Origin of the sequence: Enterovibrio gelatinilyticus (assembly GCF_028683095.1) — a bacterium.
Classification (GTDB): domain Bacteria; phylum Pseudomonadota; class Gammaproteobacteria; order Enterobacterales; family Vibrionaceae; genus Enterovibrio; species Enterovibrio gelatinilyticus.
Map to the genome: position 1 here is coordinate 44,456 of NZ_JAJUBC010000007.1, position 14,162 is coordinate 58,617.

General features: G+C 47.7%; 12 protein-coding genes. 3 read left to right on the top strand and 9 right to left on the bottom strand.

What is annotated here, in order from left to right; all coding sequences use genetic code 11:
• Window positions 1-242: 242 nt before the first annotated feature.
• From torD to torC, 3 genes are all read right to left on the bottom strand, one after another.
• Window positions 243-890 (bottom strand): molecular chaperone TorD, encoded by a 648-nt coding sequence (gene torD / locus LRP50_RS07885; protein ID WP_274163919.1) that lies wholly within the window; start codon window positions 888-890, stop codon window positions 243-245.
• 114 nt (window positions 891-1,004) lie between these two features.
• Window positions 1,005-3,533: a trimethylamine-N-oxide reductase TorA gene (gene torA / locus LRP50_RS07890; RefSeq protein ID WP_274163920.1), complete on the bottom strand. Its 2,529-nt coding sequence runs from the start codon at window positions 3,531-3,533 to the stop codon at window positions 1,005-1,007.
• Between the two features lie 85 nt (window positions 3,534-3,618).
• Window positions 3,619-4,782: a pentaheme c-type cytochrome TorC gene (gene torC, locus LRP50_RS07895; RefSeq protein WP_274163921.1), complete on the bottom strand. Its 1,164-nt coding sequence runs from the start codon at window positions 4,780-4,782 to the stop codon at window positions 3,619-3,621.
• A 412-nt stretch (window positions 4,783-5,194) separates the two neighbouring features.
• Here torC and torR point away from each other — a divergent pair, with 412 nt between their 5' ends.
• The 3 genes from torR (at window position 5,195) to LRP50_RS07910 (ending at window position 7,186) form a co-directional block, all read left to right on the top strand.
• The gene (gene torR / locus LRP50_RS07900) at window positions 5,195-5,905 is read left to right on the top strand and encodes a two-component system response regulator TorR (protein WP_274164025.1); all 711 of its coding nucleotides are present in this window, start codon (window positions 5,195-5,197) and stop codon (window positions 5,903-5,905) included.
• A gap of 23 nt (window positions 5,906-5,928) precedes the next feature.
• Window positions 5,929-6,399 (top strand): DUF2947 domain-containing protein, encoded by a 471-nt coding sequence (locus LRP50_RS07905; RefSeq protein ID WP_274163922.1) that lies wholly within the window; start codon window positions 5,929-5,931, stop codon window positions 6,397-6,399.
• 391 nt (window positions 6,400-6,790) lie between these two features.
• Entirely contained in the window at window positions 6,791-7,186 is a 396-nt protein-coding gene (locus LRP50_RS07910; RefSeq protein ID WP_274163923.1) for a hypothetical protein, read from the top strand.
• 408 nt (window positions 7,187-7,594) lie between these two features.
• Here the strand turns inward: LRP50_RS07910 and LRP50_RS07915 are convergent, their stop codons facing one another.
• The 6 genes from LRP50_RS07915 to LRP50_RS07940 all read right to left on the bottom strand — a co-directional run bounded on the left by LRP50_RS07915 (window position 7,595) and on the right by LRP50_RS07940 (window position 14,154).
• Window positions 7,595-8,647 (bottom strand): TRAP transporter substrate-binding protein, encoded by a 1,053-nt coding sequence (locus LRP50_RS07915; RefSeq protein ID WP_274163924.1) that lies wholly within the window; start codon window positions 8,645-8,647, stop codon window positions 7,595-7,597.
• Between the two features lie 283 nt (window positions 8,648-8,930).
• Window positions 8,931-10,253: a TRAP transporter large permease gene (locus LRP50_RS07920; RefSeq protein WP_274163925.1), complete on the bottom strand. Its 1,323-nt coding sequence runs from the start codon at window positions 10,251-10,253 to the stop codon at window positions 8,931-8,933.
• On the bottom strand, window positions 10,250-10,831 hold the full coding sequence (locus LRP50_RS07925) for a TRAP transporter small permease subunit (protein ID WP_274163926.1): 582 nt from the start codon (window positions 10,829-10,831) through the stop codon (window positions 10,250-10,252). Before LRP50_RS07925 ends, LRP50_RS07920 begins: the two co-directional genes overlap by 4 nt.
• 35 nt (window positions 10,832-10,866) lie before the next feature.
• Window positions 10,867-11,580 carry a glutamine amidotransferase-related protein gene (locus tag LRP50_RS07930; RefSeq protein WP_274163927.1) on the bottom strand — a complete coding sequence of 238 codons (714 nt, stop codon included), beginning with the start codon at window positions 11,578-11,580 and terminating at the stop codon, window positions 10,867-10,869.
• A 12-nt stretch (window positions 11,581-11,592) separates the two neighbouring features.
• Window positions 11,593-12,759, bottom strand: a complete 1,167-nt coding sequence (locus LRP50_RS07935; protein WP_274163928.1) for an iron-containing alcohol dehydrogenase — start codon at window positions 12,757-12,759, stop codon at window positions 11,593-11,595.
• A gap of 9 nt (window positions 12,760-12,768) precedes the next feature.
• The gene (locus tag LRP50_RS07940) at window positions 12,769-14,154 is read right to left on the bottom strand and encodes an aldehyde dehydrogenase family protein (RefSeq protein WP_274163929.1); all 1,386 of its coding nucleotides are present in this window, start codon (window positions 14,152-14,154) and stop codon (window positions 12,769-12,771) included.
• Window positions 14,155-14,162 lie beyond the last annotated feature (8 nt).

The window sequence follows — 14,162 nt, forward strand, 5'->3', positions numbered from 1 at the left end:
CGACACAACACTAGGTGTTATGACCTTGTTGCTGTGAAAGAGATTTTTCAGCAATTTCTCAATGCCAATCGCTTGCGTTCACAGTTTACTGGCTCATGGACGCAGTCGCAATTATTCAATTGAAGCGACTCGCATAAGCTTGATGCGTATCAAGCTTGCGAAATCGCTACGATTTTCACTTTCTATCTCTAAAAAATGAAAAAACCGGGCAAGCCCGGCTTTTTGGTTTCGGGAGTAGGACGCTATTCGCCTTTTAGGAACGAGAGGTCTAATGCGACAAATGCGTTGAGGAGCACGCCAGACGCTTTATAAAAGCCAAAGCCATCGAATTGTTCAAGCGACTTCTGGAAGCTGCCTAACCATGGGGTAACCATGGTTTCTAAGAAAACCTGTTGCTCTTGCATCAAGGCTTCTTGTTTGTCTTCTTCGGTCTCTTTGTTCGCAAGAATGACCAAGTTACCCATGAAATCGAGGACGACAGCAAGATGGTCAAAGGGCTCATTGAAGTCTTTTCGTTGAGCGATGCCATATTTCTCCATCCATTGACCCATCTCTTGCGCAGGTTTGTCGTTGAGCAAACCAGTCTCGCCGATGTACATGGAGGCATAAGGCAATGCGCCCGTTTTTGGGGTGCTAAGGAACAAACCACAAAAATCAGCCGCGAGTTCCAATTGCGCGTCTTCGCGCAATTTTAATGCGGCTAGTGCGCTACGAAAACCTGCGATTGGGGCTTTCAATTCATCGGTCATGGCGAGCGCGGAATAGTAACTATCCATGCTGCTACCTTGATAGTTGATGAGATCTTCTTGGGTCAGCTCATTAGCAAACAGAGAAGACATCCACCAGTAAAACTCGGCGCGTTGTTCGTTGATGGCGTTAAATTCTTTCATTGTCATTCCGTCGTTAGGGAAGGGCAGAGAGAGTACAAATGTGTAAGAGTATAAGTGTATAGAATATGGAGTAAAAAAGGGCAGCTAAGCTGCCCTTTTTCTTCACTCTGTCTCTTATGCGATATCCATCGCTGGGAACAGTGGGTTCACATCATCCACAGAGGTTGGGCCGCTAAAGCCAGTAACCGCTGGAATTTTACCTGTGAACTTCTCGATCTCAACCAATGCAGTGTGCGCAGAGGTAGCTTGAGCGAGCTTCGATGTGCCGATATCTACAGTCAATACGTTTGGATCGCCGTAGGTACAAAGCGTGCCTGGCTTACCGCCTTCAAGAGGGGCATACCATGCGCCTTCTTCAATACGACATACGCCCGCTTTATAGTCGTCAGTCACCACTGCGCCTGCTAGCACTTGACCACGGTCGTTAAACACGCGAACAAGGTCGCCAGACACAATACCGCGCACTTTTGCATCCGCTGAGCTGATGTAGCAAGGCTCGCGACCCGCAACCGCATAGGTGTTACGGAAAGCGTCTGATGAACACAGTTGCGAGTGCAAACGGTAGTTCGGGTGACAGCTTTGCATGTGAAGCGGGTAGCTGTTTGACTTAGGACCACCATGGCTACGTTCTACTTTCTCGAACCACATTGGGTGACCTTGACAGTCGTCGTAACCCATATCGGCGATTGTTTTACAGTAGATTTCGATTAAGCCAGATGCAGTACCCAATGGCTCCAAATCTGGTTCGTTACGGAACGCTTGGTGGCGAACCCACTCTGTGCCTTCAGGGAACGAAATGAATTGCTCTTCTTCCCAGAACTTAACGAAGTTTGGCATACGAACGCCGATACCACGGCCTTGCAAACGCGCACCGTTGTAGATCTCTTCGATCCATTCCATTTTGGTTTTGCCGCCAGTGAACGCTTCTTCGCGATCGTAACGGGTGCAAAGCTCACGGAAAATATCAAAGTCATCTTTCGCTTCAAACATTGGCTCTACGATTTGTTTCATCGCAATAATGCCTTTGTTTGAGTGGTTACCAAATGACTCAATGTCATTTCGCTCGTAAGTTGTCGTTGCTGGCAGAACGATATCTGCAAAACGGCAACTTGCTGTCCACTGATGGTCAATAGACACATAAGTTTCTAGCTTACGCCACGCCTTGATCATGCGGTTACGGTCTTGGTGCTGGTGGAATAGGTTACTACCACATGAAATTGCCATTTTAATGTGCGGAAATTTCACTTTCTGACCATTGAAATCAATGGTTTCACCTGGGTTTTCAAGGCAATCTACAATACGTGCGATTGGGATATAGCTTGAGTAACCGTTGTAGCTACCGTTATGGATTGGGTCAACGCCAGTGACAGAGTTGAAACCAGACATAAGAGGGCCAGCAGAGGTCACGGTACCTGCATCGTTATAGTGCCAGCCGAAGCCGAAACCACCGCCAGGTAGACCAATTTGACCTAGCATTGCTGAAACAACAACGATCATCCATGCGTACTGTTCGCCGTGCTGCATACGTTGCAAACACCAGCCAGCCATGATTTGCGTGCGACCACTTGCCATGGTGCGTGCAAGATCTCGGATATCATCAGCAGGAATGCCACAGATTTTCTCTGCCCATTCTGGTGTTTTTGCTACGCCGTCTTTTTCACCCAACAGGTAAGGCAAGAACTTGTCAAAGCCTGTGGTGTAGTCTGCCAAGAATTGCTCATCGTGCAATTTCTCTGTGTATAGCGTGTACGCAATAGCTAGCATCAATGGCACGTCAGTTTGTGGGTTAACCGCAATCTGTTTGCCACCGAAGAATTTATAAGAAGAGGTTTTTACTGGGTCAACGTGGAATACCTTGATGTCGCCAGATTTAACTTTCTCAGCCAATTGCTGGTAGTAGCCATAAACGCTGTGGTCTGGAATCTGCCAACCAACTTGCAGGTTCTTAACAGGGTCGTTACCCCAGATCACGATGTTTTTGGTGTTTTCCAGTACGACAGGCCATGAAGTTTGTTGTTCGTAAACTTCCATTGCACCAGCAACATATGGCAATACCACTTGCGCTGAACCTGTTGAGTAGTCGCCCATCTTCGCAAGGAAAGTACCATGCAAACCAATCGCACGATGCATCATGGTACCAGCAACGTTGAGCTTGCCAACTGATTGCCAACCCGTGTTACCTGCGTACAGAGCACTAGGGCCATAAGTGGTTTGAACACGCTCCAACTCGTGGTGGAGGAAGTCCAACGCTTGAGACCATGGCACACGTACAAAGCGGTTATCACCACGTTGTGATGTGTCAGATTTCCAACCGTGTTTCAGCCAGTCAAGGCGCACCATTGGGTATTTAACGCGAGATGGGTTGTAAACCACTTCGCGAACAGCGTTAAGCATTGCTGTTGGGTGCGGGTCGTGCTCAAACGGGACGGTGTCTACCCAAATGCCATTTTCTACTTTCGCGCGGAAAGCACCCCAGTGTGAGCCGTGGATCACGTCACCTGAGAAGGTGTTTTTCGCGTCAGTCGCTGCCATTGCAGAGCGTGGTGCTAGTAAGCTACCACCGATAACAGCACCCGCACTTGCGGTTAACATGCCAGAGAGAAAACGACGGCGGGTAATGCCTTGTAGTTTTTCAGTCGCCATGTAGGAATCCTTATTCGTTTAAAGTTGAATTGGACAGGCACTTGAGCACCTGTCCATTGTTTATTCTTTTTATCGCTGCGGCAGATTAGTGCGCGCCAGCACCACCCGTGTCGCTACCATGGTTCTGCAGATACTTCAGCAGGGTGCGCTCTTCGGTTTTGCTCAGGCGGTAATATGCACTCATTGCTTTCAGGCTCGAAATCCAGCCGTTAGCGGTGAAGTGGCCTGGAGCAGGGGCTGCGTGACAAGAGTTACAAGAAGACGAGTACATTTCAGACGCGTAATCCCAAACAGGATCAATGCTGTCAATCAGGCCGTCTTTGGTCACGTAGGCGTTAACCGCGACTTGTTTCCAAGCGATGTTGGTCGCTTGGTCAACTTCTTCTGAAATTACAGTTTCAGTTGTTTTAACGTCTCCACGAATGGTTGCCTTGAATACACGTTTACCCATGTACTCGGTCATGACGCGGCCTTTGCCGTTGGTTTCGATCCAGCCTTGGATGCGAACTTTCAGCATGTCGCCTTCTTCAGCAATAACATCGATTTCAGACGCAGGAAGCAGTTGACCTTCTACTTTGCCGTTCGCATCAGCGGTCGCGAACAGGCTTTTCTCTTCGATTGAGAACAGCTTTTTAGCACCAGCAGGAACGGTTGCAGATGCGGTCAAGGTTTCGAATGTCTTACGGAAACCACCCGCCATGTTTGGCAGTTCGTGGGCAATACCTTTATGACATTCCACACACGCCATGTTTTCTTTCGCAGCAGGGATCATCTCTTTCATCGCTTGAACAGATTGTTTGCTGTGATCCATAGCGTCGTATGAGTGACAAGTCGTACAGGTTTTGTAGTTCTCGTCAGCCATGCGATCCCAGACTTTTTGGGCGAGCTCGAGCCGGTGCTCTTCGAATTTTTCAGGCGTATCGATCTTGCCAGTGATGAAGTGGTGATAAAGGTCTGTCACTGCGCCCATTTTACGCCATACCTTGCCTGTGAAATCTTTTGGCTGGTGGCAGTCAACACACTCAGCACGAATACCCTTGGCATTGCTGAAGTGGACAGATTGTTTATATTCTTCGTAGTTCTGCTGCATGGTATGGCACGACGTACAGAATTCAGTCGACGAGAACACCTCAAAGGTTTTGTTCATCGTGACCACACCTGCGATCGCAATGATGGCACCGATCAGTACCAACGCAATAATTGGATACTTGCGGCTTGGTTTCATCAGCTTTTGCAATAGCTTTTTCATAAAATGGATACACCCATAATGTTCTTGTAGTTAGTGATGGGTCATTCCCTGAACCGTGTTAGGAAAGCAAACCAGCGCACTTTAGCTACGTGTTTTTGATGCGTTATTTCGAGTGGCGCATAGTAACGGTTGGATGTGAATATGGTTACGCACCAAAATGAACGGTCAGGATCAAGTTGTGAAAGATTGTGAATAGCGTCAGAAAGAGTGCTGAGGTGTGCTAGCTATGTGCTTCTAAATGCTTAAAAAATTGAGGTTTTGCAATGTAACTCGCAAAACCTTAATTTTTGCCTTTTTGAAATCATCAGCTTGAGTGTGTAAAAAACTGAAAAAACCGTGAGATAAATCAAATTTCATCACCCATTTACTGTTACAGTGCGCGCCTTAGTGACGAATTGTGAACAGGATTGCGTTGAGCTATCACATTTTGGTCGTAGATGACGAAGTTGTTACTCGCACAATGATAAGCGGATACTTCGAAAAACAAGGATATAGTGTCAGTCAGGCCGCTGACGGCAGGGAAATGCACAAAGTTATGAATGACCAGCATATTGATCTCGTTTTACTCGATATCAATTTGCCGGGTGAAGACGGGTTAATGCTGACACGAGATCTACGCAGTAAATCTGATGTGGGTATTATTTTGGTCACGGCGCGTACCGACAGCATCGATCGCATTGTTGGTTTAGAGATGGGGGCGGATGATTACTTCACCAAGCCTCTTGAATTGCGTGAGTTGTTAGTTAGGGTCAGAAATTTGCTGTGGCGGATATCTCGCAACAACAAAGCGTCGGATGTCGAGAGTTTGCCTCGAGAAAATGATAAAATCGTTAACTTCAACGGTTGGACATTTGATATTGATCGACGCGCGTTAAGCAATAAGTACGACGCAGTAAAGCTGACTAAAGCTGAATATGAAATGCTAGTGGCTTTTACGGCAAACCCTAGTCGAGTGTTGAGTCGAGAACGCCTTCTCAACTTGATTAGCCATCGTGTCGACGCACCAAATGACCGCACCGTTGATGTGCTGGTTCGTCGCTTAAGAAATAAAATAGAAGCAGAACCTAAGAAACCACAGTTGTTTATTACTGTGCATGGTGAAGGTTACATGTTTGCAGGTTAATTGCCCTGCAATCTGAGAGAGCTATGAATTACATTCCCTTTGAAGATTACAAGCGTAAGTGGATTTTCACGCATCAGTCTATGCCTGTTGCCCCCGAAGATTACACGGAAATTAAGCCAATGGCAGAAGCACGTGGTGCGCAGTTATGGCGAGATTTCATTAGCAATGAAAGCCCGACACCAGACCATTTTGGTAAAGGTGATTGGCCTGTGATGCAAAGTGTGTGGGAAGGTGATGTTAACTGGCAAAAGGCTTGGGAAGATGAAGCGGATTTGCCTGAGGCATTCATTGCGCATTTCCCTTGGGAGGACAACGCCGTTGTCTATTTTTGCTATGAGAAAAGTAACATCATAGAAACGCGCTGGGGCATGTTCAAAAAGTACTGGAAGAACTTTCTGTTTTACGATGACAAGCCCTTGCTTATTGGTCGTAAGAACAAGCAGGTAGCCATGTTTGACCAAAACGGTACGGTGAAGTTGGGTACGCGCCCATAACTCTCATTACGTTTGCCTTCTTCGTTAAGGCTTACTGGTTGAAAGTGTTCATTTTATGAAAAAGCATAAGCGGAAACGCTTCTGCTTTTTTTGTTCATATTCAATAAGGTAAGCAACGCGTGTGCGCTTTTACGACTGCTAGTTGATGCTAATTAAGCCGATATTCGTGTAGTAACGAGTAATCATTCATGTCATTTGGATTGTTTGGAAGTGCCTTTCTGTTCATTTGTCGGAGTTTATCTATGTTTGGCACCCCTTGGTGGTGTGTTGCGGACATTTTGTGAACAGAGTTGAGCGATGCTGATAATAGAATCCCACCGGAATGGCGCGATACTTGCAGTTATTTTGTACGTTGCCGCTAGTTAAAAATGAATAGATAAAGGGACTTAGAATGAGAACCGCATTTTTTGCCGCCATGGCGTTGTTAGTATTGACTGCATGTTCATATATACCGACTTACGGTGTACATGGAAAGCTGGTATCCGTTGAGCAGCAAGTGATTGATTGCGAATACGAAGCGGCGTTGGATACGTTGCAACGATTTACTGTGGTGGGGAGTGCCAAAGAGAAAATGTGGGCATTTGAATATATGGGTGTCGTTTATCAAGAGAAGATGGATCTCGAGGCGTTCAATCACACGGTTGACCGTTTTCTGTTTAATGAAGTGGGCAGAGGTGTTGATCGCGCTGCAATAATTCATCAGTGGAATGAAACCCGCCGAACCATTCGTGAAAAACGAGTTTATCAATTAGGTCGTGCGGAATGTGCCACAAACTTTGTGAAATAGGAATGAACTGATTGTTGTATTTTATTGTTAGCCTAGTTCCACTTTTTTAGGTGGGTCGCATTTTTTACGCATCTATTTAAAAGATAAAGGAACTTTTTATAGACCTCACAGTTTTCTTATTCATCAGATACTAAATTAGCCCTGTGTTCAAAATCAGTCAGTAATGCAGGCCGCCACTTATCGACTGATTCTGAACCACAAGACTTTCATTTCTTTCTGTTTTTAGTTTGTAAGCTGAAGGAAATAAATGAGAGGGCGGAACTCTAAAGCCGCTAGCAAAACTCGAGGAAAACCAGTGTCGGTATTGGCCTATTGACGCTGGTTTTTTTCATTTCTGTCGTTTGTGATTTGCTTCAGGCAAAGAAAAAGCGGCAATCATCAGCCGCTTTTTTCGTTCACCGTCTTTGACTAGGAATTACGATACGGCTTACCCGCTTTCTCCATCACAGCCGCATACTCTTTGAATACTTCTACCACCCGTTTGTTGCGTGGGCTTGTTTCTGCCACTTCATCCCAGAATTTATACGCTTCCAGCTCCACTTGTCGCCACTCTTCGTCTGGAATCGTGGTGAGCTGCATTTTGGTGCCCTGAGTTCTAAGTTTTGCCTCGCCGCCCCAGTACCAATGCTGACGATAGTAGTGAGATGTATCCATCATCATGTTGAACAGCACTTTTAAGTGTTCTGGTAGGGCATCCCAACGTTCAGAGTTTGCGAAGAATGACCCGCACCAAGCGCCAGAAATATTGTTGGTTAAGAAGTAGTTAGTGACATCTGCCCAGCCGACTGTGTAGTCTTCGGTAATGCCTGACCATGCTATGCCATCAAGTTCGCCAGTTTGAACCGCCACTTCTACATCTTCCCATGGCAAGGTGACTGGAATAACACCGAATCGTGATAGGAATCGGCCTGCAGTTGGGAAGGTGAAAATACGTTTGCCTTTGAGATCTGCGAGACTATTGATTGGATCAACGGTGGCGAAATGGCAAGGGTCCCAAGAGCCTGCGCTTAGCCAAGTCACACCTTTAACTTCATCGTAGGCTTCTTTCCAAATTTCCTTCAAGCCATATTCTTCAAACAAAACTGGCACATCAAGACTATAACGGGTTGCGAAAGGGAAATAACCACCAAATACGGAGATATCTACCGGGGCAGCAATCGAGTCATCGTCACTTTGTACGGCGTCGATGGTTCCTTTTTGCATTGCGCGGAACAACTCGCCTGTTGGAACAAGCTGGTCGGCGAAATACAACTCGATCACCATCTCGCCATTGGCAGCAATGTTGAATGCATCCACGGCTGGCTTAATGACGTGTTCGGCAAGAGCGGGGCCAGCATATGTTTGCAAACGCCAACGAATCGGCTCTTTGGCAGAAACAACGGCGGGTGCGCCCATGATGGCGGTCGCACTACCCGCACCGACGATCCCTGCTTTTTTCAAAAAATCGCGTCTATTACTCATAGCGGTGTCCTTTTCACATATAGGTTTGATGTTGCACTGTTTGACGCTACATCGTTTGGTTTACGTGTCTCGGTGTTATACCAATCTGATTAAATATTCGGTCATTCTTGCTGGTTAAAATCGACAATAACGGCGTCAGATATTTTGTAGGTAGAATAACTACTTACTGCAATATCTTCCTTGCTCTTGACGATTTTCCCGGCGCAAATTTATGACCACCTACTTAATCCAATTGGTATTACACCTTGCTCGTCTTACTTTTGAGTCTAGGTTCTTTTGCCAGCTATCGGCTGTAATGCCATTCTGGCAGCCACAAGGCGACTTGTGGGAAAACCATCACGATGACAAGCGCGCCCATCATGATGAGTACAAACGGAATAATGGAACGGTATATATCAGTCAACGAGACTTCTGGAGGCGCCATTGCCCTCATCAAGAAGAGGTTGTAACCAAATGGCGGCGTCATATAGGCAATTTGGCAGGTAATGGTGTAGAGCACGCCATACCAAATGAGGTCGAAGCCAAGTAATTTGACCAAGGGAACATAAAGCGGCGCGACGATGACCAGCATGGCGGTATCGTCGAGAAATGTGCCCATGATGAGATAAGAAAGCTGCATCAGAATCAGTACTTCCCAAGGCGTGAGCCCCAACCTGTCGACGAATAAGGCTTCAATCGCTTTGACTGCACCTAGCCCGTCGAATACTGCACCAAAACACAGTGCTGCCAGAATAATCCACATGAACATACAGCTAATGGCGAGGGTTTTTCGCAGTGTGTTTTCGATCACTTGTTTTGTCATGCGACGCTTGATTATGGCGGCGACCGTCGCAGCGAGCGCACCGACAGCGGAGCTTTCGACCAAGCTGGTTACGCCCATGAGGAACAGGCCAGTCATTGAGAAAAAGATCCCAAGAGGAAGTACACCTGCACGCAGTAGCTTGAGTTTTTCAGAGAAGGGGACGTTACGTTCTTCTTCTGACAGCGCAGGGCCAAGTTGTGGCTGAAGTTTACAACGTATGACGATATACATGACGAACATGAACGCCATGAGCAAGCCGGGGAACACGCCAGCTAACCATAATTGCCCAACGGGTTGTCTCGCGATCATGCCATAGAGCACCAGTACCACACTGGGAGGTACGAGTATCCCAAGAGAGCTACCCGCCTGAATGACCCCTGTGACCATGATTTTGTCATAGCCTCGCCGAAGCAGCTCGGGAAGGGCGATACTGGCACCGATAGCCATGCCCGCCACACTTAAGCCATTCATGGCGGAGACGGCCACCATCAAGAGAATTGTCCCAATAGCTAACCCGCCGTGAATCGGCCCCATCCAAACGTGGAACATTTTGTAGAGATCTTCGGCAATACCGGATTCTGACAGCATGTAACCCATGTAGATGAACAGGGGTAGGGTAAGCAGTGGGTACCACTTCATGAGTTTCATTGCGGCGCCGAATGCGATTTCTGAGCCGCCATCGCCCCAAAGCAATAATGAAGCGATAACGGCGACAGAGCCTATGGCGGCAAAGACGCGTTGGCCTGTTAGCAACATCAACATCATGGAGGAGAACATTAGCAGTGCGATCAACTCATAGCTCATTGTGCATCTCCTTCTGCTGAACTCGCTGGCGGATCAAGAGGTGCACGTAATTTCGCGATATCTTTGAGCATGACGGCCGTCGCTTGAAGGATCATAAGGAAGATGCTGACGCACATGATAATTTTGATAGGAGACATATAAGGTCGCCAAGCGGAATAGCTACGTTCGCCATATTCCAAGGCGTAAGTGGTGCTGGAAATACCGCCGTAAAGCAACACGGCGAGATAGATAAACAGAAAGAGGACGGTAACAGTGTCAACCATTGCCTTGGTTCGCGGTGACCAATTTCCATACACTAAATCCATGCGGACATGGCTATTGAGTTGCATGGAATAGGGGCCCCCCAGCATGTAGTAAGCAACCATGACAAACTGCGCCATTTCCAATGTCCAAAGTGACGGAAAGAAAAAGGTTTTGGTGACAGAGGAATAAACGAGGATGCCAAGCATGAGAAAAATGAGGTACATAGCGAAACGGCCTACATAGTAGTTAATCGTTTCTACAAACCTGACATAGCCTGCTAGCGGTGAGGGCAGATACTTCAGTGTCTCATCGGCTTCATCGCGGGTAGAGTCCATGAATCATATCCTTATGATGATCATTAGTTTCGGAGTTAATTGCGCGTAGCTTGGCGCAAGAAATTCAGTAGCCATTTGGTGACATTGCCGCTATCAGGTGTATGAGTCAGTGATGCCTGACCTTTATCGATAACGGCTTCGGGAATACGGTCACGCCGAGTTTCCATGAGATCGAAAGAATACGCGCGGCTGAATTCGGGGTGTCCTTGAATGGCAAGAAAGTGATTGTCTACGGTGAACATACCAATGGGACAAAATTCACTTCCTGCTAGGTTTTTTCCGTGCTTGGGTAAACGACTCACTTGATCTTGATGGCTGACGACCAATGAGAATTTTCTTGTATCAGGATCCAGCCAATCAGCATTGGCTTTGATTTCGCTGGTGGCGATACCAACACCCCAGCCACGTTCTGATCGGCGGACCTCCCCACCTAGCGCTCGCGCCATCATCTGATGGCCAAAGCAAATACCGACAGTCGGCTTGCCTTCAGCGTACAGAGTGCGAACAAAGGCTTCGAACCTATTTATCCATGGCAGGTCGTCGTACACGCTGTAGCGACTCCCTGAAATAATGTACCCATCGCACTCGTCGATTTGCTGCGGATATTCTCCGTCAATCACCCGATAGAAGTGCAACGACAATTCTGGATCTTCGCGAAATAGAATCGCGGCGAACATGTTTGAATAGTTCTGATGTGTCGCTTGAAGCTCTGTTTTCACATCATCGCAAAGTAAAATGCCAACCTGCATACGTCGTCCCCACTACACGCCGTTGCCATTTACAGCATCTGAGAACAACTGGCTGTATTGCTTCGCGGTGAATGAAATCGGGTTACCGCCCGCTGAAGGGTCGTTCAGCGCCATTATGCCCACCAGTTCGGCGTCTGATTCAGTAATGCCGATTTCACCCAATGTATGCGGTATGCCAACCGATTTTCTCAGCGCTAATACCCAAGCCAGCACGGTATCTGTACCGGTTCCTTGAATATCTAAATCAAGGTACCGAGCAAGTCGTGTCATTTTGTCTTCGATTTGATCGCGATTGGCGTTGAGCACATAGGGCATCAAAATAGCGTTGAGTAAGCCATGATGACTGTTATATAAAGCGCCAAGACTATGAGCGATGGCGTGCATCGCCCCCAGCCCTTTTTGAAAAGCCGTTGCGCCCATGCTTGATGCGACGAGCATTTGCGTTCGTGCATCTATGTCTGCGCCATTGTCGACGGCGGTTGGCAAGTTGTGCTTGATAAGTCGAATGCCTTCTATTGCGATCCCTTCAGCCATTGGGTGATAGAACGGAGAGCACAGACCTTCGAGATTATGTGAGAGGGCATCCATGCCAGTTGCCGCCGTGATAGCGGCTGGCAAACCGACTGTCAGTGTGGGGTCGAGGATAACTTTTAGCGGCACCATAGCTGGGTGAAAAATGATGATTTTTCGCTTCTCGTGCTCGTTGGTGATGACTGAGGCGCGACCCACTTCAGAACCCGTACCTGCAGTGGTTGGTATAGCAATAACTGGCGCAATTTTGTCTTCATTGGCCAGCGTCCAGTTGTCGCCGACATCTTCGAAATCCCAAAGCGAACGTGTCTGTTGCGCGGACAATGCAATGGCCTTGGCGCAATCTAGTGCTGAGCCGCCACCGAGCGCAATAACGCCATCATGTTCGCCGCCAACAAATGCACGATTTCCTGCTTCTACATTTTGGCCAGTCGGATTGCCTTGCACGTCACTGAACAGGGTCGGTTCAATGCCTGATTGCTGACATAACTCAATGATTTGATTGGTCATCGGTAATGCCGCGATACCAGGATCCGTCACCAGTAATGGCCGACGCATACCGAGATTGTGACATGCATCAGGGAGTTGCGAGATTGCACCTTCACCCGCGACCATGGCTGTGGGGTAGTTCCAAGAAGAAAGGCTCATGGTTTGCTCCTAAACGCGCTTAAAGTGAAAAGATTTGGGACGTGTCAATTGTTCAAAGCCAACTTGGGACAGTGTGCAACCGCGTCCACTGTTTTTGATACCCACCCAAGCAAGCGCAGGATCGAGGTAATCACAGCGATTAAGAAACACGGTACCAGCCTCAACCCGCTCTGCCAGTTGCTCTCCTCGTGCCTCGTCTTGGGTAAAGATTGCCGCTGTCAGACCAAACTCGCTGTCATTCATTAAGCGAAGTGCTTCATCGTCATCTTTCACTTTTTGGATACCGAGTAGTGGACCGAAGGTTTCTTCGGTCATCACACGCATAGCATGAGTGACATTGACCAGTAACTGAGGGGCAAGGTACGGCGTATTGGGTTGATCGGCAGGAAAGTGATGCGGGTCGATCAGGGCTTTAGCGCCTTGATTGATCGCCTCTTGTGTTTGAGCGCGCACGAAGTCTGCAGATGCAGTACGAACTAGCGGGCCTAAAGAAGTCTCTGGATTATCTGGGCGACCGAGTTTGTACTGTTTAACCAGTTCAATGGACTGATTGACGACATCGTCGTAGACATCTTCATGTACATATAAACGTTCCATGCCACAACAAGACTGCCCTGAATTGAAAAACGCACCATCAATGACGGTTTCCACAGCATTCTTGATCTCAGCGTCTTGGCGAATGTACGCAGGGTCTTTGCCGCCAAGCTCTAGACCTGTACCGATAAATCGACCTGCAACGGCACGTTCAACCATTGCACCGCCAGGAACTGACCCTGTGAAAGCGACATGGCGAATGCTGTGGTGTTGCATAACGCTTTCTGTGTCTGCATGAGATAAATGCAGATATTGAAAAACATCCTCTGGAATGCCTGCCTCAACAAAGGCAGCAACCATACGTTCTGCGCAAAGTGGTGTTTGAGCAGAATGTTTGAGGATCACTGTATTGCCCGCCAACAATGCAGGAACGATGGCATTCACGGCAGTAAGGTATGGGTAGTTCCAAGGCGCAACGACGAAGACAGTTCCAAGGGGAACACGTTTGATGTATCGGCGAAAACCTTGTTTCTCGGGTAACATGATTGGTGCTAGCGCCTCGGGCGCAATATTAATCATGTGTGTAGCACGCTCTACAAAACCAGCGACTTCTCCTTTGGTGTAAGCCATTGGTCGGCCCATCATCCATGTGACTTCTTCACCAATGGCATCTTGGTTTGCCACGAAACATTCCACGGCCTTTGTGCAAATGGCTTGGCGTGCTTCAAGAGGCAATGCTTGCCAATGTGTTTGCGCGGTCTGTGCTTTTTCCAGCGTAAGATTGATGACGTTGGCTGTCGCGTAAGGACGCTCGACATACACTGAACCATCAACGGGTGTGATTGTTTGAAAACGTTCCATGTTTCCCA